Source organism: Pseudomonas sp. 3B-A001-10F, from assembly GCF_056313565.1.
The window spans coordinates 15,854-39,649 of sequence record NZ_JBQYFW010000018.1; the positions used below are offsets into that span (position 1 = coordinate 15,854).

Consider the following 23,796-nt stretch of genomic DNA (forward strand, 5'->3'; position numbering starts at 1 on the left):
GAATCCGCCGTCGACCTGAAGAATCTTGGCGATTCTGGATTCGGTAGAGCGCTTTCAGGTCGGTGTATCTCGTCAATATCCCGCAATTAGTTCCCTCTCCCTCTGGGAGAGGGCTAGGGTGAGGGTTGCGAGTGGAGTTCAAAACCCCTAGATTTGGATCCAACCCCGACAGTGATAGCACCAAGCCATTTTTCGGTGTTTTACTGCCGTGATTCGAGCTTCTTCATGCACTGATCAAAAGGCTGGGCGAAATGACTGAGAGGATGACCTGCGACGAGCGTTTTATTGCCCTGGCCCAAGAGCTGAACTACGACATCTATGGTGAGAACACCGCCGGCGGCAATTACGCGCCGCTGATCCGTCATCATGATGAGCTGTACATCAGCGGCATGGTGCCGCGCACTAACGGCAAGATTCAGTATCCGGGTCGCGTCGGACTGGAGTTGACCCTCAAGGATGCGCAAGCCGCCGCGAGCATCAGTGCGATGCGTTGCCTGGCGCTGATCGTCGATGCCGTCGGTTCGCTGGACAAGATCAAGGCGTTGTTGCGGGTCACTGTTTACGTGAAGTCGACGCCGGACTTCGTTGATCTGAGCGAAGTCGCCAACGGTGCGTCGGACGTGTTCAGTCATGTGCTCGGTGATGCCGGCCGGCACACGCGCACCACGGTCGGTGTGTATCAGTTGCCGAAGAACGCAGCGATTGAAGTGGACATGATTGTAGCGTTGCATCCTTCGGCTTGAGGGTGGTTTGACGGCTTGCCCTCACCCTAGCCCTCTCCCAGAGGGAGAGGGGACTGACCGAGGTGTCTTCCGCTATACGTCGACCTGAGAGACCGGGGCGATAGTGGATTCGGCACAGCACTTTCATTTCGGCGAACTTCCACAATATCCGCAAATCGGCTCCCTCTCCCTCGGGATAAGGGACTGACCGAGGTGTCTTGCGCTATACATCGACCTGAGAGATTGAGGCGATTGTGGATTCGGCACAGCACTTTCATTTCGGTGCATCTCTTGAATATCTCACGATCGGCTCCCTCTCCCTCGGGAGAGGGCTGGGCGGGCGGCGTTCCGATGAGGGGATGGGATTTACGCCATTCCACTAATCCCCAGCCGAAAACCAAAAAGCCCTGCACTGAATCTCAGTGCAGGGCTTTTTCGTACACCGCTGCGGATTACTGCGCGGCGATGCTATAGCCATCAAACGCAGTCTGCTGTTGCAATGCGGTGATGATGTTCTTGCGGTTCACTGCCTGCTCTGTACCCGCATTATCAACGAAGACTTCGCTTTCCAGTTCCGCTTCCTCACCTTCACCGACGAAGGTGAAACCGAGGAACTCCAGCGCTGCACGGTCAACGTTCAGGCGCGAGCGTGGTGTGCGCAGTGGCAAGGTCACGCTGATGCCGTCCTTGCTGATGGTGAAGATTTCGACTTCTTTCTTCTTCGCCGCTTTGCTCTTGCCGCCGCTCGGGTTGCTGATTGCCTGGTGGGTCTGGTTCAGCACCTTGAGGGCCAGGCCATAAACGATTTCCTGGAACGCCGGATCGTCCTTGAAGCTGGACAGAATGCGGCCGATCGAGAACTTGCTGCTGAGGTCTTCAAGGGCGGCAAGGTCCGCCGCTTCAGCGTCTTTCAGCGCCTTGAGTTCGCCCATCAGCTCGTAGGCCTTGTCGTCATCGAAGCTGTCGTGAGCCTGACGGATCGCCGCGCGCAGTTCGCGGATCTGGTCGCTTTCGCGGGTCGACTGGAACGCGTCCAGGACCATCTCGCTGATGATTTTGGCTTGTGGCAGGTGTTGTGAAAGATTGATGGAGTTTTCGTATTCCGCTTTGGACGATTCGGTGACTACGGATTCAGCGGTGTTGAAATCGGACATTGAAATTTCACTACTTTTTAACTTGAGTGGAGATGAGAAAACCGAGGGCTTTTTCAGGCCGACTAATTTAGGGGAGCGCGGCGGCGTTGTCACGGAGCAACGGTCTGCCGGTCGAGTTTTTTCCCGGCGTGCGCTATTTCAGGCGCGGCCGTTCCATGGCGATCACCGAGGTCTCGAAACCCAGGCTGGCGAAAAAAGCCTCAGCGCCCTCGCGCCCGGCACGCAGCACCCACGTGATATCCGGGTTGTCGCCCATGATGTGCTCGACCAGTGCGCGGCCAATCCCTGCACGCCGATGCTGGTCATCGACCACCACCATCGACAGGTAGCCGTTGGACAAGCCATCGGTGATCCCGCGAGCGAAACCGATGATGCGCTCACCCTGGACGGCGACGGCCGTGCGCTGAGAGTGCTCGATCAACCGGGCGAAGTGTTCAGCTGAGCCGGTGCGATGGCCCCAGCCATGCTGCCCGAGAAACTGCCACACCGATTGCGTTTCGACGGGCAGCAAATCACGTACGACGAGTGTCTTGTTCATCTGCTGTTCGGGTCCTTGTCAGTGATTCTTCCTGGGAGGCTGGTGCAGGTGACGTCAGGATTTGCCCCAGCGCTGCATGACAAACTCTACGAAACGACGCAGTTTCGGCAAGCGATAGCGATCCGGCGCATACAGCAGATGCATCGGTCTGCTGGGTGGCTGGAAATCGGCGATCACTTTCACCAGTCGGCCTTCGCGCAGGTCTTGCTCCACCAGCGCATCCGGCAGCATCACGATGCCCATGCCGGTGCGGGCAGCCTGATGCAGCCCGGCGGAGCTGTTGATCAGCATAGGCCCGCTGACGTCGACCATGATCTCCCCGTCGGGGCCGCTGAGGCGCCAGCGCTTTTCCACCGATTGCCAGTCGTCACCGGCGGGATAGGCGAACGACAGGCAGTCGTGTTGTTGCAAGTCTTCCGGCGTTTTCGGCATGCCGCGCCGGGCGACGTATTGCGGCGACGCGCACGCGGTCAGGGTGTAGTCGATCAAGGGCCGGGCGATCAGGTTGGACTGCTCGAAATTGCCCAGCCGAAACGCGACATCGAGGCCGCTTTCCAGTAGATCGGGACGGGTGTTGGTCAACACCACATCGAGTTTGACCTGTGGATAAAGCAGTGAAAATTCACTCAGCGCCGGCGCCAGCCGTTCAACGCCGAACGTCAGCGGCGCGGTGAGGCGCAGCATGCCCCGGGGTTGATCGAGGGTCTGTTCGGCGAGGCGTTCGGAATCGGCGACCAATCCCAACACTTCCAGGCATCGCTGGTAATAAACGCTGCCAAACTCGGTGAGCCGCTGACGGCGGGTCGTGCGTTGCAGCAGTTGCACGCCCAGTCGGTGTTCCAGCGCGCGCAAATGATTACCCACCATGGTCGTCGACATGTCGCACTGCAACGCGGCCGCCGTCATGCTCCCGGCTTCGACGACTTTGACGTACACGCTCATCGACTGGAACAGGTCCATTATCAAGCTCTGCTTTTAAATGAATGAAGTTTTACCGAGTTTATCCAGTTTCGGTGGCTAACCATACTGCCAGCACACCGACCTTCACTGGAGTTTGAAGTCATGACCGCCGCCCTGATGAACACCTACCAACCGCTGGCCCTGAGTTTCACTAAAGGCCTGGGCACTCGCCTGTGGGATCAGGCCGGTCGCGAGTATCTGGATGCGGTTGCCGGTGTGGCGGTGACCAATGTCGGCCACTCGCACCCGCGGATCGTTTCGGCGATCAGCGAGCAGGCCGGGTTGCTGCTGCACACGTCGAATCTGTACAGCATTGACTGGCAGCAGCAACTGGCCAAACGGCTGACCGAGCTGTCGGGGATGGAGCGGGCGTTCTTCAATAACTCCGGTGCCGAGGCCAATGAAACGGCGCTGAAACTGGCGCGTTTGTACGGCTGGCGCAAAGGCATCGAACAGCCGCTGGTGGTGGTCATGGCCAACGCGTTCCACGGCCGCACACTTGGCACCTTATCGGCCAGCGATGGCCCGGCGGTGCGCCTGGGTTTCAACGAATTGCCGGGTGATTTCCTCAAAGTGCCGTTCGGTGATCTCGCAGCGCTGGAACAGGTGCAGCAAAAACACGGTGAGCGCATCGTGGCGATTCTGGTTGAGCCGATTCAGGGCGAAAGCGGAGTACAACTGGCGCCGCCCGGCTACCTGAAAGCCCTGCGCGAACTGTGCAATCGTCACGCGTGGCTACTGATGCTCGACGAGATCCAGACCGGTATCGGCCGCACCGGCCGCTGGTTTGCGTTCCAACATGAAGGCATCGTCCCGGATGTCATGACATTGGCCAAAGGACTGGGCAACGGTGTGCCGATCGGCGCGTGCCTGGCCCGGGGCAGGGCGGCGGATCTGTTTACGCCCGGGAGCCATGGAAGCACTTTCGGCGGCAATCCGCTGGCGTGCCGGGTCGGTTGCACGGTGCTGGACATCATCGAAGAACAGGGCCTGCTGGAAAACGCCAGGACTCAGGGGGAACGGCTATTAACTCGCCTGCGCGCAGAGCTGGCGGACAATCCCAACGTCCTGGCAATTCGCGGTCAGGGTTTGATGATTGGTATCGAGCTGAAACAACCGGTGCGTGATCTGACCCTGATCGCGGCGCGGGATCATGGACTGTTGATCAACGTCACGCGTGGCAAGACGATACGGCTGCTGCCACCGTTGACGATTGATGAGCGGGAGGTGGAGATGATTGTCAGAGGTGTGGGATGCGTCGTTCAGTCGTGACGATTTTCACTCTTCGATCAAATGTCTGACTTTGGCTTTTCCTGCGCGCATTTCGCCGATCGATCTGATCAACCGGTCGGCGTTTGCGGTTGAGCGCATTAAGTAGGCTGTTTCTTCGAGTGTGCTGTTCTCGCCAAGAGGCATCATCACGACAGGCTTGGATTCTTGCCGAGATTGCGAAGTTAGCTCTCGATCCTCGCTGGATGCCAAGAACGTATGGAGGTGAGTACAGGATGACAAGGCGACACCTACTAGTGGTTGTTTCGCAGAAGGCTTGCTGCGAGCACGCTCAGTATCACTTAAGAACTCTGGAGACGTTTCTGAGAAGGTTGTAATCCTTGTCCACTGTCTCGGGCAGTGAGAAACCGCCGCGCTGTCGGCATTCGGCATTCTCGGTGTGGGAAAAAACTATGGCTAGTCCGGATAATCCGCCAGATCCGGCGCCAACATCCGCGTCTTCGCCTTGCCATTCGAATTGTGCTGAATGATCTCGCGCGGCTGCCCCTGTTCATTGAAAAACACCTGACCGATCCCCGCCGAATTCCATAAGCGTTCACCTGCCTCAGCATGTTCCGGCGTATACGGCACGATGCGCATGCGTCGGCGTTTGGTGAGCCAGTTCAGCGGGGAGCGTGGCGAGTAGAGCCAGCGGTTGAGGCGGTCGAACCATTCCAGCAGGGTTTTCGGAAACTCGTTTTTGATCCCGCTGCTGGTGATCTGCCAGATTCGCGGCCCGGCCTTGCGGTGTCGGATAAGCACTTCGTAGACGAAGGAATAATGCACATCGCCCGACAGCACCACGTAGTTACCCGGTGTGCGCGAGTGGCGGAAAATGTTCAGTATTACCTGCGCGGCACCGCGATGGGCCATCCAGTTTTCCGCGTCGACCAGCAGCGGATAACCGCACCAACTGAAAACCTTCTGCACGGTTTCAATCAGCTTCACGCCGAAGATCGGCGCGGGGGAAACGATGATCGCTGACGGGTGATCGAGCAGTTCCTGTTGCAATTCGCTCAGCGCCTCCCAATCGAGCAGGCCCGAGGGTTGCTTGAGCGCCATCTCACTGCGCCAGCGGCGGGTACGGGTGTCGATGACTACCAGCGCCGGACTGCTCGGCAGGACGAAATGCCATTGCTGAAAGCGCAGCAAATCATCGATCAGAGCATCTTGCACCGGGCTGTCGAGATACTGGTCATCACCGCTGGCGCTCAGTCCCAGTGTTTTCTCCAAGACATCCTTGAAGGCATCGGGATTGTTGCCCCAGCCCTGACACAACATATAGGCGATCAGCGCGTTGCCGATGATGCGTTTGGAGAACGGATGGCCGTAGGCCGTTTCCTCCCATTGCGCGGACAGGTTCCAGTCATCGGTGATGTCGTGATCGTCGAAAATCATCAGGCTCGGCAGATGCGCGAGCGCGCGGGCGACCTTGTCCAATCCAGCCTTGAACGCGTCGATGCGGGTCTGTTCGAGGGTGTAGCGCTTGAGGCGTTCGGGCGTCAGTTCAGGCGCTTGCGGATTGATCAGCGACCAGGCCGTCGGCGACCACACCAGCAAGTACATCGCCATGACTTCGGCGAAGGTCACCAGGTGATTGTCAGCGCTGCTGCTGGTGAAAATCGGCTTACGCGCACCGCCGAAAAATCGCTCGCGCAATGTCTCGTTGCTCTCCAGCGCCGGTAACAAATCCGCACGGTGGTAGTAACTGGCCGGGTGTTCGTAGAGCTTGGCGCTGTCGCTGACTACCGCGCCTTCGAGGTGTTCGTCGAACAGGCCAAGGCGTTCGATCAAGGCATGAATCGCCCGCAACATCGGGCCGGCCACGTCGTCGGCGTAGACCTGATCGCCGCTCATCATCAACAGGGCGGGGCGTTGTTGTGGATCGGTTTCCGTTGCCAATAATTGGTCGACGCAAAGCAAACCATCCGCCGCCGGGTGATGCGGTTTGCGGCAGGAGCCGTGTAGCAGTTGATCGATCCGTGAGCGCAGGACGAAGCTCGGACTGGTTGCATCGCCGTACAGCAGATGCGGTGCCCAGTCGGCGATGCCCTCTGCATTGTCGATCAGCAGGTCATAGTCGATACGTGTATCGCAGGGCAGGGCGCTGTCGAGAGAAACATCGATGAGATGAACAAACGCCTGACGACCTACGGGAATGACGGCGCATTTCCCGGCGTCGAGAGGAATGTCTCCTACACCTTGCAGGTGCAAGGTCAGCGCCAGTGGCCGCGTGCCGACCAGCCACATGACCACGCGCGTTGGCTCCAGCCGTCGCAACAGCGGGCCGGCCAGGACAGGAGGCAGCGGGATCAGGTCAGCGGGTGTCGAGGACATCGAGGGCAAAGCTCAAGGCGCACAGGCCGGCGATGATAGCGCAGGCGGCGCCTTGATCCCTTAAATAAGCCTTAAGAGTCGGCTTTTTGCACTTTCAGCGCCAACAAACGCCATTGAGCAGGCAGCGCGTCAACTCGCGGCTGCTCTTGCACCGAGCAATCGAAACGGTAGGTGACATCGTCGCCGTTCATGTTGCGCGCGGTGACGGTGTTGTTGAAGGTGTAGACCTGATCCTTGAAGCGGTGGCTGACCAGCGCTTTGCTGTCAGCGAAACGCGCCGAAGCGGGAAAGCGCAACGTGCTGGTCACAAACGGGCTGCACATGACATACGCAATCATCGACTTGTCGGCCTGTGCGTCACCGCGCAATTTCTTGTTCAGCGCTGCCAGGGCCATGCGCCCCTGATAGTCGCTTTGATCCAGCACGGTCTGTAACCCGATCGATTTCGGCGCCCGGCTGGCGTAGTTCGGCAGCAATGCGGAGTCGGCGGGAGAGGGCGTGTCGTCCGGCTCGATGGCAGCAAAAGCCGGCGCATCTTTCAGTTCGGCGGCGGGTGTGACTGCCTCGGCTTCAGGCAATAGAGAGGTCGGCTCGGTGACCTGCGTGTTTTCGGCCTGCGGCGCTGCGTAGTCATGCGACGAAGGGAACAACGACAACGTGATCGACAGTACCACCATCGCCACAATGAAGCCGCCCGCTGCGCCGACGATGTTGCCGTAGAAAATATTCCAGCTACCGCGGTTCTTGACCACCCAGCGCCACATGAACCCCCACACCGCGACAATCGCCAGAAAACGCAGAAACTCCATTTGATCCTTTCCTTAAACCTTCAAAACCTGAAATCAACGCACGCCCAAGGTGAACGCTGACGATGGGCGGCAAGATAACAAAACAGACGTGTAATGCCAGTGGCGATAGCGCTGCTCAGTGAAAATTGAGCGCGAAAAACGCCAGCGTCGTCACACCCGCAGCCAATCCACAGATACCAGCGAAAAGTTGCCGGGCCAACGGATGCTCTGGCCGAGGGCGCCTGACCAGCCACATCCAGACGCCCGCCAACACGCCGAACGTGGTGATCATTTGCAACACGCTACTGGCAAGATTTTCCGGTGAAGGAGAAACGTGCGACGGGAAAAGGCCCGAACAGATCACCGAAAAAATCATTGCGACGATGAAGCCGCTGGCGGCACCCGCCAGGTTGGCAAGGATCAGGTTCCAGGCACCACGGGTCTGCACGACCCAAGCCCAAACGGCTGCCCAGACGAAAAAGTACAACACGGCCATCAAGGTGTTTCTCCCTCTGAAAATTGACTCCATCGAGGCGCTGGCGACCTCGTTACTGGCAGTGGACGGCAAGATAGCAAAATAGTAGCGTCGCGCCATCGCTCTTCTCTGTAATGGACTACCTATGCCTGTCAGAACTCATTTTTTGCGCCTGTTCTGCGCAATCACAATTACCGTCGCAATAACCCCCGCATTCGCCGCCGTGCAAGAACACCCGGAAAACAGCTGGAAGTATTACGCCGGCAACTGCCAGCGCGTGCTGGAAAAAATGGCCGACGTACAAAGCGGTCGGACCACGGCCTACGACGTGATGTTTGCCCTGGAAAGCAACCTGCAGATCATGAATGAACACCGCTCCAACCTGACGCCCAATCACTTGGGCTCGCGAGAATTCGCCGAATGCGAAAACTTTGCGGGCCAGGCTGAAGCAATCATTGCCCAAGGCAAAGCCGAGTTCGCCGCGAAAATGCAAGGTGCTGCGGAGCAAGGTCGCATCGCCCACCAGAACTCCCCCGAATACCAACGCGCCCGCGCCCTCGGCTACAGCGACGTCGGCGACATCTCCTTCCTGAAACTGCACGAAGACACCGACGGCGAAGCACGCCTGAAAACCATGTTGATCACCGTCGACGAAATCTGCGGCCAATACTTCCGCGCCACGCAATACGTGAAGCCGTATGTGATCTATACGGTTCGGCCTTCTGACGGCGGTTGTGGTGAGGTGAAACGCGTGGCGGTGGTTGGCGGCCGATCAGTGGAGAAGGGCGATTACATTGATGAGAAGGGCGAATTTCAGTATCTGGGCTGGAAAAAACTTGTCGGCGCCGATGGCTTCCCGACGGATATCCGCGTGCTGAAAGCCCGTCGTTGAGCCAAACAAATTCCGGGATGTTTTCTTGAAGATGAGGATGGACAGATGATCGACTTCAACAACAAAGGCTTCTTCAAACTCAAGCAGAACGATGAGTACGCCGAACGCGTAAGCGCGCTGCTGCTGGATGGCGAAGAAGTGATCGACTCTTACAAGGCCATGCGTGACGGCGTGGTGTTTACCAACAAACGCATCATCGCGGTCAACGTTCAGGGGATTACCGGCAGCAAGAAGGATTTCACGTCCTTGCCGTACAAGAACATCGTCGCCTACTCCGTGGAAACCTCGGGCACCTTCGATCTGGATTCGGAGCTGGAGATTTACTTCTCGTCACTGGGGAAAGTGAAGTTCGAATTCACCGGGAAGACCTCGATGGTGGAGATATCCAAGTACATTTCCAAGCATCTGCTGTAACGGCAAAGCCCATTACAAGATGTCTTTCAAGTAACCCTTTAGCGCGAGGAGCGGCTGATCCAGCTGCTCCAGCGAACGCGCCTCGCTGAAGTCAGCGGACAACTTGTGCAACTCCCGCCCCAGTGGTTTCTCGACACCGCCCAGCGCGTCCATCGCTAAGCCCAGGCATTCGTTCATCTTGAACTGAATGGTCTCGATATCCCCGCGCCGCACCAATAGTTCGAAAACATCTTTCTGGTAATCACCCATGACCATGTCGTCCCGCAAAATCGGGCTCAGGCCTTCTTCCTCGTAAGCGAGTTTGAGGGAGAAAAGGGCGACTGTTTCCAGTGACGTTTCCATGGGGTGGGTCCTAGGGTTTTCGGTTGACCAAGAAGCGGTGGATCAAAAGATCGCAGCCTAGGGCAGCTCCTACAACAGCAGCCACTTTCCGGCAGACGAAAAAAAAGGCCTTGCTAAGCAAGACCTTTCTTAATTTTGGTGCCCCGAGGGAGACTGTAGTCTTCCATGTAATCCGTGGCCTACAGCCAGATTTCACGGTTCGGGATACACGTAGGGATACAGCTTGCTTGGCCCTATGATCGCACAATCTCAGATGTAGGCTAAAAATCCCCTATCGTTAGTCGAGAATCTAGCTGGTGTGGCAAGGATTGCAGCAATAGTAACAACCATTAATCCTTAGGGTGGGGTTAGCCGCTCGAGCGGCGCTTACAGCACCAAAGCATGATGTATGACTTCCCAGCGATGCCTGATTGGCAGGCAACGGCATGAACTGACAGCCAGTCGACGTGTTGTGCACTTCGTAGTCGCCATTTGCTTGAACGTTTCTATTCACGATAAATGATGGCATATGCTAGTCCTCGCTTCCGTGTGTCGGATCGGTAATGACTCAAGTGTTCTAACCATGTGTGCCGTACGGGCGGAAATCGCGATGGCTAGCCGTGGTGGAGGTTAGCTGCAGCATGGCAGAAAGCAATCAGTCGCCAGAAAGCCGCCGGGGACCCTGGGACTATCTGAAGGACACGGGGTCGGAAACCCGCAGGACTGTGTTAGTGGGAGGATTTCAAAGTTACTGAAATTTCAGGCATTGAAATCGAAAGAATTCTGCTGAAAAAAGGCCATCGTTACCGCAGCGGTAACGATGGCCTTTTGTGTTGATGATTATGGACACCTTGGGCCGTCAACCAAGTCAACCTGTCAACCAATGTACAAAAATCAGCCACTACCAAGATCACGCGGGTTTTATGCCCCGTGTCTTCCAGATTTGCTCAGGGTCCCCGGCGGCTTTCCGAGACACTGTGCATTTGCACTGGTGAACGGTGTGTTCACCCGGTTCACCTGTTCACTAAGCTGGGCACCTGTCCGCTAACAAAGTCCGGCGGGTTTCCGACCCCGTGTCCGTATGCATGAGTCAGGGGCCCCAGCCTATTTTTTAGGGCTCGAACATACCATGTCGTTTCAGAGCTGACGGAGAAGCGTCGTTCGCTGAAGGCGCTTTATAGAAAGGGGAGTGGGGGGGGCTGCGTTCTCTAAGTAAACGGTGTAACAGGTGTAACTGGTGTAACGTATAGTCTTAACGTCTTGTATTTATTGAGAAAAATACGCGTAACACGGTTTTGTGAGTGTTCTCACTACGCGTGTAACAAAGCTTAACTGTGTAACACTGAATTACCTCAAGCAAAGTCCTGGCAGGCTGCTCGTTAGAGTTAATTGAGGGTTAGATGAACCACAGGTTTCGACTACATATCCTCTTTTTCGAGTGTGGAAGCGACCGTGGTGAGATGATTCAAGTGATTTCAAGCATGAACCATGCTGCTAATGTTTGATTGCAAAGCCGAAGCTCGGGAGCTACGTTGTGATGCGGCGCCGAGAGCAGGCGGTATCTTCTTCCGATTTATGCCGACACACGCCGGAAACGACGCGGTGAAGAGCGATGAGATAAGACGTCAAGAATACTACGCTGGAAGCGGGAGGATTCTCCCGTGTAGGTATGTCAAAGTTCGATAGCTTCATTACGTACTTTGCTGTGGATAATTTTAAGAAGGGAAGAAAAATTGCCTAGGATTGACTACGAAAAACTGCTTCAGAATGTCTCAATTGAAGATATAGCCAATCGTCTAGGCATGACGCTTAAGAAAACGGCTGTGAATCAATTCAAAGCTTTATGCCCTTTTCATGATGATAAAACACCCTCTCTATTAATAGACGCTAGACGAGATAGCGGTAGGCAGCATTTCTATTGCTTTTCTTGCGGAGCGCATGGGGACGCCATTGATCTAGTTAAGGAAAAGCTGAATCTTGGTTTCAAAGATGCAGTCGAATGGCTTTCCCCTAGCACGTCGATTGCCCGTAGTGGGGGGCGAAATAAACTAATTGAGAAAAATAGCACTGCCCCTGCTGTTGATCTTTCAGCGCTTCAGTTTGGATACAATTTATACAAAAAGGGATCAGATCAAGCTGCACTAGATGCTTGGATCAATGAGCGTCGACTTGATGCTACTGTTATAAAGCGCGCCGGTTTTGTGTACGCACCACGTAATTTTTTATCCCGAGCGCTTGAGACAGAAACCAATCGATCTGTCAGGCGCGAATACACTGGCGACTTAGAGGATGCGTTTCTCATCCGGAAGTTGATTCCAGGAGTAACTGCAGAGATGCACCTGCCGTTGAATTCCGGTAGTGAGTCAATAAATAGGTATAGTGACTTTTTTATAGCGGACCGAGTAATATTTCCAATCCATGATGAAAAAGGTCAGTTGCTAGGATTGGCGGGCCGAGCTTCGAGAAGTGCTGCTGGATCAACAGTGCCGAAGTACCAATTCACGCGTGAATTTCCTAAGTCAACCGTGCTATATCGAGCAGACTTCGCCTTCAAGCTTGTGAGAAGTGAGGCGAAGAAAGGTAATAAGAACATAGTCGTTTATTTGTGTGAGGGGTTTCTTGATGCACTTCGGTTTGAAAGTCTCGGGTTTCCTGCTGTTGCAATCATGGGAAGCTCAATTAGCGAGCCTCAGGTCAGGCTTCTTCAAGCTTTAAGTGAGTCCCTGCCAAAGGCTACGACTTTAACTGTTGTTGTTAGTTTCGATAGGGATGAGGCCGGCTTGCGGGGCGCGGCAGATGCGTGCTTGAAGCTCATGAATGCTCCAGTCGAGTGTGCCTTCCTATGGCCGACGGATCTCCAGCTTAAAGATATTGGCGTCAGTAGTGAAAGCAGAAAAGATCCAAACGACTACCTTGAGCTTTGCTCCGGTGAGTCGGCGAAAATTTTATTACAGAGCGCAACATATCCCCCCCATCTTTCCATTCTCGCATATTCCTTTAGTACTACTGCTGAAGATATTTTAGATGAAGATGTATGGGGTGCAGCGCCGCGGACTCGTAGGTTTAGGGCCTTCAGTCAAGCGTTTAGTCAGATCGAAAAATCGATAGGGTCTGATTCCAAAGAGTATCTTCTGCGGTCGCTTTCACACACTGGCTCATCAAATAACATTCCTGTTTTCGCAGAGTGGCTGAGCTTCATTAGTGAGTCTGCCTCTGAAATTAATAAGTCGTATTCTGAGGATTTTCTAAACAATGCAGGCGCACGCCTTAACCACTCTCGCATACTTGCATACATGGGGTCGAGACGAGGTGAACTTCCGTGTGACGAACCGCGTTGGGAACGTTTAGATATTGCCGCTACAGCGTTCAATACATTGTTGACGGATCGCTTGAAAAGCATACGAGCCAGTGGGCCGATCGGTCCTTATAACGCAGTCTGGGTGCCTCGCTCTTTCGGTGGTTCAGAGTTCAGGTTGAAGATTATGCCTCTCCCTGAGGACTTGATTGTTCAACAGTATCTACTAAACGAGATTCTTACTGAGCGTTGGGATCATGAAGGTTTTACTGATTTCCCGTTTAGCAGGAGAATACCTGCGGTACGCTACTATCGAGAGAGTCGCAGAACAGTTACTACGGGCTTCGATATCAAAGGTGACGGAAATGGCGAGGCATTAACTTCGCAGACTCTCAGTTTTGCCTATCAGATCGACATGGATGTACTTGAAGGGCGTCAGCCTGCAACAGATCAAGGGATGTATCGTCCGTACGCTGAGTGTTGGCGTGATTTTATGGCCTCCTTAACCAAGCAGGCCACAGATATTGGATATGTTTACTCGATAAGGTTAGATGTAAAACGGTATTATGATCGTCTTCGGCGACATGTCGTTCGCGATCGATTGCTAGCACCGCTTCAATCTGCAATATCATCGGTCTCTGATAATACTCCAGAGTTCGCAGAGCTACTTAAATTTGATACGCAAAACCCAAATGCTCCTGCCAAAGCAGCTTTTGTTCTTGATAGGCTTGACGAGCATCTATTTGGTGTAAATTACGCAAGGCCTGATACGGGGCTTAGTGAAGAGACTAATCCTTTAATGGGGATTCCACAGGGGCCAGTATTATCTGCCTGGATTGGTTCAGTAGCTTTGTTTCCAATCGATGAAGAAGCTTATCGCTTCATGTCCGCGCTAAATGTTGATTCCAAGCGCGTTGGTTATGCTCGATATGTGGATGATATCGTGCTACTCGCAGATGATCCGGAGACTTTGGCTCACTTGAGGGAGGCTGTTGATCGGTGTGCCCGTAAGCTTGAACTGACGCTCCTTGCGAAGGCTGACGAAATTCCGGCGATGAGCGCCGAGGATTTTGCTACATATATTAATCAAGGAAGAGCTCTTGCTGCCTATGGACCAGCATGGGAGCCACCGTTAGTCGGTGATGGTGAGTCAGGTTGGGATTTTTGGTCTGCGGCACCAGCAACTGATCGTCAGTCAGCTTTGCAGTTGCTGCATAACGTAGAACTATACAAGGCATCTAAATCAACACTCTTGCAAACTGTTAAAACTGCGTTTCAGGCACCAGACCTTCGTGCATCAGAGCTACCCAAGGCTGCGAGATTAATTTGGTACTCAATTGCTGTAGAGCAACTTGGGAGTATTGAGGCTGCTGAGGTTTTTTCTCAATATATAGAAACTTGGGATAACTGCGTGCACGATGCAGCTTGGAGCCTTCGACCTGAGGAAAATGAGTGGGAATCACCCGTTTTGTTCGCGCTCGAAGGCCTCGAGCATTTAATTGACAAGCAGACTCGCGATATTGCGGAACTTTCCGCTGAAGAGAACGCACTAAGACGACGTCGTATTGCATGGCTTGCTGATCTAGTCTTAAGCGCTGCATTCGAAGCCTATGTGTTTAATTCAACACCAGGTCCTCAGCATCAACTTGATGTGCGTTTGGAGCTTGTGCGCTGGAAAGCAGCGCGGCTTCTGGGGCAGCATAAAAGCTCAGAAGCACATCTACACGTAGAACGATCTAAACTGGTACAAGTCTGGCAACCATTTGAGTGGATGCATGAAGCAGTAGCATTGCTTTCAGATGCAGACCAATCAGCAGAAGATCCACTAACTCCTTTTGTCGCCCCAACTGAAGATCATGTGCGGAAGGGCACAATTTCAGGTTTCGCCGCCGATGTGTTTATTGCATTACTACCGGGAGACGATATTCGTTCAAAGTTTTTAAATGATGGAAGTCAATCGGCGGCGATAAATATTGCTTTGCAAACCATTGTTAGCATTGTTTCGAAAGAGCAGCTACCAGTGTGCTTGAGTCGACGTAATCACCTCATATGGAACACCACAACAACTAATGTCGTGAATCGGCTAATACTTCCACCTTTGCCAGGTATTAAAACGTACCGTCTTTTGTCATGTCTAGGAAGCAGTGCAAGCGAAGATGGAACGGTATTAGTAGATGCAATCGAGGCTCTCGATTTTTCTGCTGTGGCTGCCGCTCCGGCCTTTATCGGTGCAGATAATGGTAGCGTAGTCCGGTTACTGAATACTGAGTGGATGTCTGTACCGCTAGCTGGCTCTCTGATTCGGCTTCGGAGCGATTTGCCAGCGGAAGATTATATTAATCTGCGCGAGCGGGTCCTACCAGTAAACATCAACGTGTCCACCGAGACTTTGAAGCTTGCTGCGAAATTGTTCAGATCAGTTGCACAAGTGGTCATTTCCTATTCTGAGAATAATGAGGGCAAAGAACTGGTTCCTGCGTGGCCCTACATTGCAACTGATGTCAATAAGCAGATGTATTATCTAATCGCAGAGGGAGTATCACGAGATGAGCTCGGTAACAGAGCTTTTGTACGTGATGGCGGAAGAGCTTTGCGGACGGCTGAAGTACCTATCTATGAAGCAAGTCTTTGGAGGGTCGGCGTTGCGATTTCAGATTATTTGGGCCTTTATGACGATGTCTCCAAATTTGGCGATGCTGAATCGGATGTTACACTTGACGCTGTAGCACTAACAAACCCTGCTCGATACGTTCTTCGAGCGCAACTTCGTAAACTTCGAGGAGCGTATGCTGACTCCCAAATAAGCAAAAGAAGAAGTGATGATGGTTTATTGCCTGCCACTGTCAATCGCTCTCTTCGCTTGTTAGAAACATTTCCAGAGCAACTAGAAGATTCTCTAGATCCGATTCTTTATGTCCTCGCCTCGGAAGCTGAGTCGGCAGGCATGTACCTGGCATTTCGCGAGAGTTGGAAAAGCAGTGATGCCGCGTCATTTCTGGTGCTGTTAACAAACAAAGTTCTAGGGCGCTTACCTCTATCAGTTAGTCAGGTGCTTGCAATAAGTGATGAAGGGTGTACCGGTGTAAGGCGTGATCTCTTTGGTTTACTGTGTTTTTCTAAACGGCTGTTTTCTGTTTCAATAGAGTCCTCGGTCTCTGAAATTCCATCATGGAAGGCATTGCGTGCAGGTGTTATCAGCACAGGTATCAACGTGGCTTTTGAAGGGCTGATCGCTTCTCTACGAAGCCATGGGGCATTTGAACGATATGAGAATTTTGATTTTCCAGAGGCTTGGGGTATTCCTTCAGCTCCGCCTCATCTCTTGGGGGAAAAATCAGCCTCTGACAATGCTATCCAATCAAACAGCAAGGTCTTATTGATTGAACAATGTCGTAGGTTAGTACAGCATCTTGGACATCGATTGGTTCAAGATAATTTAGAACGGCTATCTGACTCCCTATGTGACCAATTAGGGATAATTGCCAAGGCACTTGCTTCAATTGACTATCATGATAATGAGGCCGACTCTTTTCTCGAGTGGCCATTTGAAATGTTGAGTGATAATTGTTTGGGGTTGCTCAGTCTGGAGTTGCTAGAGTCTGTTGTGTTGCTGGTTAGAAGGATAGATGAAGAGCTTGGTTTTGAGTCAATAACAGTAATCGAGAAGTCTTATGGTTATAATCCTCAGACAAAGCGCTTCACCGATTCAAGAAACGGAGTCAGGGATGTCACTTCGTGGATGATCTCCCAGTTTCCCCGGTTCTCTAAGCATATTGAAGAAGTAACTCATGATGGGCGATTTTTGCGAGTTTGGTCAGAAATTTTTGATCGTGAGAGTGGCAAGCTTTTATCTGTCTCCGCGCTTGGTGAGCCATTTGCTTCGATCGCTATTATTAAGCCAGGTATTGATACTTCTCTCCAGGTTGAAGTGGTAGAGGAAGAAAATGGAAGTGGCTCAGTACCAGCGATAAGAGAGGAGGATTATGAATTTCACACAGATTCCATAACTGGGTCTGTCGGGATCAATTCGCCGTCTGTTTTTTCCTTGCCACGAGCTTCCATGTCAACTAATAGTGTTCATGGTGATGAGGAAGGTGCAGTAGGTGGTTTAGTTGAGGATGCTTTATTAGAATTTCAACATTCACCTACCAGCAATGCTGATATTCCAGTGGGAAACGTGGTTGAGCACGGTCTGGGCCGCGACGCTAATGCATTTAGAAAACAGCAGGCAGAGCAGTGGACTCGGCGCGGTGAAGCTTGCAAGCCCAGAGGGCTGGTTCGTATTGCATTGCTTCAGGCTGACTTTGATTTGACGTATCAGCACCCTTTCGTCGAGGCTTGCCCGACGCATTGGCCTTTTGGTTCAAAGGTTAATGAGGGTATCTCCTTGAATCTAAAGGTTAATGCTGACTCGAAATATGGGCGATTGCTGAATGCCGCAGAAAGGCACGATACCGCACATATGTGGACAAAATTAGAATCTCTGCCTAGTTGGTCAGAACACCGCCGTCGCTCGATTCTGAAACGTGTCGTGGATACATGTCAAAATTTCGGGGTGGACTTGCTTGTTCTTCCTGAATACTCCGTAAGACGTGAAACAGTTGAGTGGTTGAAAACGTATATCATAAATAAAGGTGTTTCGGTTTTGGCTGGGACGTACATGAATATATGTGATAAGTCTGATGAAAATCACTTGTCTGCTCCACTGACTTTGCTCTGGCCTTTGCCTAAATCGGCGTCGAAAGTGTTTCTTGCTTCCCTGCGGAAGAAAAAATTGGGTTCCGATAAAGACTATGATGCGTTACAACGGGGGCATGTTCTTGAGTTCTCGAGAAATAAAAAATATCGCTCTATCGCATTAGAAGAGTTTTTTCGACCTTCTGCATTGCCGTTGAAGCCCTTGTTTAATCCAGGGGAACTCGCAAGCAAACTAGAAAGTGTTATCGGATTCGAGCCGTCGGCCGATGTTATTACTCATCTTTTCACAGAGGCAAAGCTCCCTCTCAAGTATCTTTTGGAATTAATATGCTCTGAGGCTTTCTTGGTCTCCAGTCCGGCTAATTACATTCAAATGGGGGAGGATCTTAAGGCAATGTGGCGTAGATTTGGCCGGCCAGCGGAAATTGATGAGGTTTTTAGCGATCTTAAGGCATTGTCCGAGAAACTCTCAATCACTGGTAATGGGGCTGAGGCACGAAGATCAATTCTCGCGGTACCTGCAGCCACATCGCGTTCTGCCGACTATTGGTTCGCAGGACAGTCCGGATTCTTGGCTGCGGGTACAACAACGGTATTCTGCAATAGTATAGATGGTAAAACGCTCGTAGGTGGGAGCTGTTTTATCGGGCAGGGAAGTTGGAAGTCTGAAGAGACTACAATGGGTTATCTTGCCAAGATAACTCCTTATCACGGATGGTCTAAGGGGATTTATTACAACAATAGAGATGATGCTTTAAGTAAGAATGATCAGGCATTGGTGATTGCAGACGTGGATCCGCATAATATGCTCGAAGGTAAACCTCGTGCTCAGACGATGCCGTCTCCACTTCAGCTTGTAGCTTATTTGCCTTTGGTCGAGTCTATTGACTGGGAACGTACGCAATCAAATTTACTTAAAGCTCTTTCCATCTCCCTACCCGAAAGCGTTCTTGCTTCAAAAGAAAAAAGCAAAAAGCGTCCGCAAGACGAAGGTGAATTCTGGAAGGCGGTTGGGCGATCCAAAGACACGCTTGATGAGACAAATCTTGGTGACCTGTGGCGGAAGTTTCCCGATGCGAGTCCGCTTTTGTCTCGCGCAAAGGCTCATCATAATAATGGGGATATGCAACCGAACGCACCAAAAGGCTCTCTTGGGCTATTCGCCGCGCCTGCATTTTATGACTGGATCGATGTGAGTTTAACGTTGACGGAGCATCAGGAACTTCCATCAATCGCTGTCCATCCATGGAAGGCCCCCGAAGATTAAGTGCCTGTTGCGATACCTTGCAACCGAATATAAATCAGCCCGCGAATGCGGGCTGTTTTGGGTTAGGCTGCGAGTAGATCGGCTAAAGAAATTTCACGTGCGGCAGATGCCAGATCGGAATGAGCAAGGCTTGAATGAAACGGACCGAACCGTGGTACGTCGAGTCTGGATAGAGCATCCCCGATCCCACCTTTCTGATAGCTGACGGCAAGTATCCGTGCGCCTATAGCTATGAGTTGATCTGTAACGGCATTCCACTCTTCGTCTAACGTAAGCCCTACAGCCCTCAGGGCCGCATTTTTGGCGTCGTCTGCTCGCTGCTTGGTGTTTGAGATTTGCGTTTCAAGGGAGTCAAGTTCAGCCTGTAAAGCCACGAGGATGAGCTCCTGCCTTCTAACGTGCTCATCTGTGGTTGCGAGTTGCTTGGCCGCCTTCTGAATTTCGCCGTTGGCAGCTTTCTCGCCTTCGCTGTCGCCACTGGCGAGACTTCTGGCATACAGACTCGCAGCGTCTCTTTCTGCTTGCTGCGCTTTTTCCAGGGATTGCTCCGCATCCGTCTGAATCGTCAGAAGGCGCTCATTCAAGTGCGACTGTGTCCGTTGCAACGCTTCAACCTCAGCAGCAGTTTCGGACATGGCTTGGATCGACTTCGTTTTGATCTCGTCAACCTGCTCCATGCGTTCCAAATACGCGATCTTTGTTTCAATGCGTTCAAGCTCGTATGGGATAGCTCGCAAGCGGCTGTTGGCAGATGATAGCCGCTCCATAGCTTCACGCCCCTCAGGGCTTCCTATCATGTTGCCGTTCGGGCTGTAGTTGCTGGGGGCGTTGCGCCACTCGGCCTCCAGAACAGGAAGACTGTTTTCGATAGTTTCGCGCTCAGCGACCAGAGCGGCTCGTTGCTGTTTCAATTCATTCATTTTCATTTTCATTTTCATGTTCATGGTCCTTGATGAGTTTTGATTACATTGATTTGGCTGGCGAGGCCGGGAGTGAGCCGGCGTTACCTCGATCAGCTGAGATGCCCTCAGGCAGCCCGAGCCTCGCTGTCATCCGTTCCCGGAATAGCCTTCACGATGTAGCAGCGCTGTTGGCCTAAGCCGGGCAATCGCACCAGACTTGATGCCTTGCCGTCGCTGCTCGGCTCCAGCACACCGCGTTGCAAGAGTTCCTTGTTTACTGCGGTAAGGTTCATGCCCCGGAAGATCTCCGAGCGCCAAGCCTCGGTCAGCACGTAGTAGGTATTTGTGGTGTGCAGGGTGTCGCCCATGCCGTGCTCCAGCGTCTTGCGAAAGCCGAGGCGGTCGATCGTGCGCGGGCCGTGTTCGTCGATCTTGGCTGCAGTCGATTCCCAGCGGGTGAAGCGGCTTTCGCCGAAGCGCTCAATGAACTGTCGCAGCCTCGCCGATATTGCATCGCCCTCGAAATTACCGGCGCCGCCACGTTCGTTTAGCCAAGCACTCAGGCACACGCGAGCGGCCGTGGTGGCGGTCCCGTCCGGCCAGCCGGTGATACCCATGGCGGTGGCCAGCTCGCCTGCGGCTGCCGCGAGACCGAAACGCGCGGCAGCACGGTGCGCCTGCCCACTCGCGGATGCAGGAAGCGATTTAGCGATAAAGCTTTCCAGCGTGCGGCGCAGGATCGCCGCCCAGCCGTGGCGTCTGCCGGGTTCGCACAGCGCCGTCAGAAATGCAGTGAGCGGGGTGCCGTAGTATTTCGCTACGCGGGCTTTGAGCGCATCGGAGAGCGCTGCCGCATCCTCGAAACCGTTGAGCGTGTCGAACATACCGAGGCCTTTGCTCGCATCGGCCGGAACGGCGAGCATGCGCACCTCCATGCCCGCTTTCAGTTCCTTGTTGGCTTCGGCCATGTGCTGCGCCAAAGTCTTCTCGCCTGTGGAGAGGAACAGCAGGCGCCACTCTTGTACCTGTCGGCCTGCTTGGCCTCGGTCATTGGCGCGAGCCTTCCCGGTGCCGTTGCCGAGCATGTAGACCGTTTCGCCAATGATGCGTGGATCACACATGCCGATTTCATCCAGTACCAGGAGTCCATCAGAATGCGCGGCAGCGATGGACTCCAGCGCGTTGTCAGTCGAGCGCCACGAACGCACCAAGCGCGGTCCGCCATAGATCGAGGTGGCAACTTGCAGGTGAGTGGTCTTGCCGCCGGAGCTGTCGCCGTATAGGTGGAAGCCGCCCGACTCATGGCCGAGCATGTGTAGCAGCGGACCCGCGAACGCCACCCCGACGACAAATGCTAGGCGATGATTGCCAACGCACAGTGCGCCGATCTGCTGTTGCCATTGTTCGAGCGTGCCCGCTTCGCTGATCGGTGGAAGCTGTGCACCGGCGTCATAGAAGTGCAGATGTTCGCTGTGCGTGCCAACCTGGTGCTCGGGCAGGAGAAAGGCGCTGTCATGCCAGCCTAAACGAGTGACCAGACGCGCGCGTTGTGCACTGTCGAAACCACCGAGGTAACTCTGCAGGTCGTTGCGTGCGTTGCGTCCCGAACGACTGCCGGCGAGGCGCAAACCCATGTCTACCAATGGACCGAGCACGTCCTTGCCGAAGTCACCGGTCATGGTGCGCGCCGGGATGTTCCAGCGCTTTTTGGTGCCATCGGGATCGTCGAACTCGACCAGCAAGCCCCAGTTGTGTCCCTTCTCGTCACGGGTGCGGGCGAGAATGGCCAGAGGCGAACACACCGGGCGTGCCTCTCCATCATCACCTGCATAAAACACGCCCTCGGACGTCAGGCGAAAGCCACCCGGCATCAGATCGTTTTTCGATTTGGTAGGGCGTTTTGCCGCTGCTTTAGGCTTCGCTTCTGGCTCGGATTCAACTGGAGCAGCAACCACCTTCTGCTCGATCACGCCGAACAGCTCGCCGCTGCTTTCCAGTTCGGCGAAGTGGGCGGCTGTCCAGCCTTTGGCGAGGGCATCGGCGGCATCATCACCGTCATCCCATTGACCACATTTGGCAAACGCGGCGCGGTCATTCTTCAGCGTGGGCTTGCGTTTGAACACGTCCAGCGCGACGACCCGAACCGAGCCGGCGCCGATATCGCGTAGCTTCTCGGCAACGGTGGCCATGCAGGTTTTGCCGCTATCGTCGTTGTCCGGCCACAACACAACATCGCGGCCTTGGAGCGGCGTCAGGTCGGCTTTGTGCCATGAGTTGGAACCGTTCGGCCAGCAGGTGGCCACGTAGTCGGGCAACAGCTCGCAGGCCGCATCGGCCGCTTTCTCGCCTTCGCACAGAATTACAGGTGCATCACCGCGCTGGGCCAGTTCATCAAGGCGCAGCAGCGGGCGCGGATCCGCGAGACCCTGCCAGCGCCATTGTTTGGTTTGGCTGTCGGCGCGCTGACACCACGTCAGGGGTGCAAAGACCTTCTTCGGCTCGCCGTCTTCATTGGCGCCGAGGTCGAAGCGATACAGCGCCATGAGGGGCTGACCCTGCGCGTCGCGATAGATCCATATATTGGACGGTACACCATGATCCCGGTGTTTAGCCGGACACTTGTTCATAGCCTCTGTCGGGATCGGCAGGATCGCATTCCATGTCGGCGCCTTGGGCTTGCTCGGTGCGGCCTTCGTCTTGGCGGCGCCGGGCGCAACGTTCAGCCAGTCCGCCAGCTTGTTGCAAGCCTCGACATCGGTGCCGCCTTCTAGATAGCGCACCAGATCGATCAGGTCGCCGCCCTTGTCGCTCGTGGCGAAGTCGGCCCAAGTGCCCTTGCTCAAATTGACCTTGAGCGATCCGGCGCGCTTGTCGCTGCGGGTTGGATTTGGTGCGGTATATTCCTTGCCGCCGTCCACGCGCTTGCCATTGGGCAGCCAGTGCGACAAGACACGATCAATGTCTTTCAGAGCAGCGGCTTTTACGTCAGCAAAGCTCGGGCGCTTCACGGAGTTGTTCAGGCGGTGGTTCATAGCGCACCGCCTTTCTGCGCAGCAGGCGTCGAGGTGTTGTCACCGTGCATGGCGAGCGTCTTGATCAGCCCGAGGGTGCCGCGCACATCCCAGAGGACGGCGGCAATGATGTGATTGGCAAGGCGCGAGGATTCGTTTTCGAAGTGATCTTCAAGCAGGGTCAGCACTGAGTCGGCACGGTCGATGGCACAGGTGATAGCGTCGATCGGTACGCCGGCTTCTGCTTTTGGATTCACGCAAAGCAGGTCTTCAGGCAGCGAGAAACTCAGGGCGTTGTTCATTGGGCGCCACCTGCGATTTCGAGTGCGCGGGCTTTGGCCATGTGAGCGTTGTAACGGGAGAGACGTGTAGCGAGGCTGGAGTTGGCGTGTAAAGCGGCGAGAGCCATTGCACGGTGTGCAGCGGCGCGAATTTTGGACGGATTGAGTGCAGGCATGGGTGACGCTCCAAGTTTGAGGATGGAGCTGCCACTGATCGTCGCCAAACGATTTAAGGTGGCAGCTGTGCGCAGGTTGGCGAACCGGGAACTTGGAACCCGGCAGACCCGAAGGTCTCCCACGCACAGCTGCCATAACACGAAACGGCGGGCACAAAAAAAGCGCCTGCTGTCGGTTGGGGCGCCTGTGCGCCAAGTATCTCGGGTCGCCAAACCCGGTCGCTGAATTTGCAGCGACGATCAGAGAGTAACGTCCGTTTTTCCAAAGTGCAACTGCGCTGATGGCTTGCGGTTTT

At 54.1% G+C, this 23,796-nt stretch carries 17 protein-coding genes; 5 read left to right on the plus strand and 12 right to left on the minus strand.

Features of this window, described 5'->3' with window-relative positions; all coding sequences use genetic code 11:
• The first annotated feature begins 251 nt into the window (after positions 1–251).
• Positions 252–743, plus strand: a complete 492-nt coding sequence (locus AC0ZWN_RS17395) for a RidA family protein (RefSeq protein WP_007916938.1) — start codon at positions 252–254, stop codon at positions 741–743.
• Positions 744–1,174: 431 nt separating this feature from the next.
• Here AC0ZWN_RS17395 and AC0ZWN_RS17400 read toward each other — a convergent pair whose 3' ends face one another.
• The 3 genes from AC0ZWN_RS17400 to AC0ZWN_RS17410 form a co-directional block, all read right to left on the minus strand.
• On the minus strand, positions 1,175–1,876 hold the full coding sequence (locus AC0ZWN_RS17400; RefSeq protein WP_007949995.1) for a hypothetical protein: 702 nt from the start codon (positions 1,874–1,876) through the stop codon (positions 1,175–1,177).
• 133 nt (positions 1,877–2,009) lie between these two features.
• Positions 2,010–2,414: a GNAT family N-acetyltransferase gene (locus AC0ZWN_RS17405; RefSeq protein ID WP_476335876.1), complete on the minus strand. Its 405-nt coding sequence runs from the start codon at positions 2,412–2,414 to the stop codon at positions 2,010–2,012.
• Between the two features lie 54 nt (positions 2,415–2,468).
• Positions 2,469–3,374 (minus strand): LysR family transcriptional regulator, encoded by a 906-nt coding sequence (locus AC0ZWN_RS17410; protein WP_476335878.1) that lies wholly within the window; start codon positions 3,372–3,374, stop codon positions 2,469–2,471.
• 102 nt (positions 3,375–3,476) lie between these two features.
• On the opposite strand from AC0ZWN_RS17410, the gene AC0ZWN_RS17415 reads away from it, so the two are divergent.
• A complete protein-coding gene (locus AC0ZWN_RS17415; RefSeq protein WP_476335880.1) occupies positions 3,477–4,646 on the plus strand; it encodes an acetylornithine/succinylornithine family transaminase in 1,170 nt (389 codons plus the stop codon).
• Between the two features lie 6 nt (positions 4,647–4,652).
• Here AC0ZWN_RS17415 and AC0ZWN_RS17420 read toward each other — a convergent pair whose 3' ends face one another.
• The 4 genes from AC0ZWN_RS17420 to AC0ZWN_RS17435 form a co-directional block, all read right to left on the minus strand.
• Positions 4,653–4,856 carry a type II toxin-antitoxin system Phd/YefM family antitoxin gene (locus AC0ZWN_RS17420; protein WP_476335934.1) on the minus strand — a complete coding sequence of 68 codons (204 nt, stop codon included), beginning with the start codon at positions 4,854–4,856 and terminating at the stop codon, positions 4,653–4,655.
• A 204-nt stretch (positions 4,857–5,060) separates the two neighbouring features.
• Positions 5,061–6,980 (minus strand): alkaline phosphatase D family protein, encoded by a 1,920-nt coding sequence (locus AC0ZWN_RS17425; RefSeq protein ID WP_476335882.1) that lies wholly within the window; start codon positions 6,978–6,980, stop codon positions 5,061–5,063.
• 71 nt (positions 6,981–7,051) lie between these two features.
• A complete protein-coding gene (locus AC0ZWN_RS17430) occupies positions 7,052–7,789 on the minus strand; it encodes a hypothetical protein (RefSeq protein ID WP_476335884.1) in 738 nt (245 codons plus the stop codon).
• A 115-nt stretch (positions 7,790–7,904) separates the two neighbouring features.
• The gene (locus AC0ZWN_RS17435; RefSeq protein ID WP_476335885.1) at positions 7,905–8,363 is read right to left on the minus strand and encodes a hypothetical protein; all 459 of its coding nucleotides are present in this window, start codon (positions 8,361–8,363) and stop codon (positions 7,905–7,907) included.
• Positions 8,364–8,388: 25 nt separating this feature from the next.
• Here AC0ZWN_RS17435 and AC0ZWN_RS17440 point away from each other — a divergent pair, with 25 nt between their 5' ends.
• Positions 8,389–9,135 (plus strand): hypothetical protein, encoded by a 747-nt coding sequence (locus AC0ZWN_RS17440; RefSeq protein WP_476335887.1) that lies wholly within the window; start codon positions 8,389–8,391, stop codon positions 9,133–9,135.
• Positions 9,136–9,180: 45 nt separating this feature from the next.
• Positions 9,181–9,549 carry a PH domain-containing protein gene (locus AC0ZWN_RS17445; protein ID WP_034156100.1) on the plus strand — a complete coding sequence of 123 codons (369 nt, stop codon included), beginning with the start codon at positions 9,181–9,183 and terminating at the stop codon, positions 9,547–9,549.
• A gap of 12 nt (positions 9,550–9,561) precedes the next feature.
• Here AC0ZWN_RS17445 and AC0ZWN_RS17450 read toward each other — a convergent pair whose 3' ends face one another.
• Complete coding sequence (locus tag AC0ZWN_RS17450) at positions 9,562–9,891, minus strand: hypothetical protein (protein WP_476335889.1); 330 nt, start codon at positions 9,889–9,891, stop codon at positions 9,562–9,564.
• Between the two features lie 1,712 nt (positions 9,892–11,603).
• Here AC0ZWN_RS17450 and AC0ZWN_RS17455 point away from each other — a divergent pair.
• Complete coding sequence (locus AC0ZWN_RS17455) at positions 11,604–19,130, plus strand: CHC2 zinc finger domain-containing protein (RefSeq protein WP_476335891.1); 7,527 nt, start codon at positions 11,604–11,606, stop codon at positions 19,128–19,130.
• A 62-nt stretch (positions 19,131–19,192) separates the two neighbouring features.
• On the opposite strand, the gene AC0ZWN_RS17460 is transcribed toward AC0ZWN_RS17455, so the two are convergent.
• The 4 genes from AC0ZWN_RS17460 to AC0ZWN_RS17475 all read right to left on the minus strand — a co-directional run bounded on the left by AC0ZWN_RS17460 (position 19,193) and on the right by AC0ZWN_RS17475 (position 23,500).
• Positions 19,193–20,068, minus strand: coding sequence for a hypothetical protein (locus AC0ZWN_RS17460; RefSeq protein ID WP_476335893.1), 876 nt, complete (start codon positions 20,066–20,068; stop codon positions 19,193–19,195).
• 89 nt (positions 20,069–20,157) lie between these two features.
• Positions 20,158–23,064, minus strand: coding sequence for a DUF927 domain-containing protein (locus tag AC0ZWN_RS17465; RefSeq protein ID WP_476335894.1), 2,907 nt, complete (start codon positions 23,062–23,064; stop codon positions 20,158–20,160).
• Complete coding sequence (locus AC0ZWN_RS17470; RefSeq protein ID WP_460154395.1) at positions 23,061–23,345, minus strand: hypothetical protein; 285 nt, start codon at positions 23,343–23,345, stop codon at positions 23,061–23,063. Before AC0ZWN_RS17470 ends, AC0ZWN_RS17465 begins: the two co-directional genes overlap by 4 nt.
• Positions 23,342–23,500, minus strand: coding sequence for a hypothetical protein (locus tag AC0ZWN_RS17475; protein WP_285410686.1), 159 nt, complete (start codon positions 23,498–23,500; stop codon positions 23,342–23,344). Before AC0ZWN_RS17475 ends, AC0ZWN_RS17470 begins: the two co-directional genes overlap by 4 nt.
• Positions 23,501–23,796 lie beyond the last annotated feature (296 nt).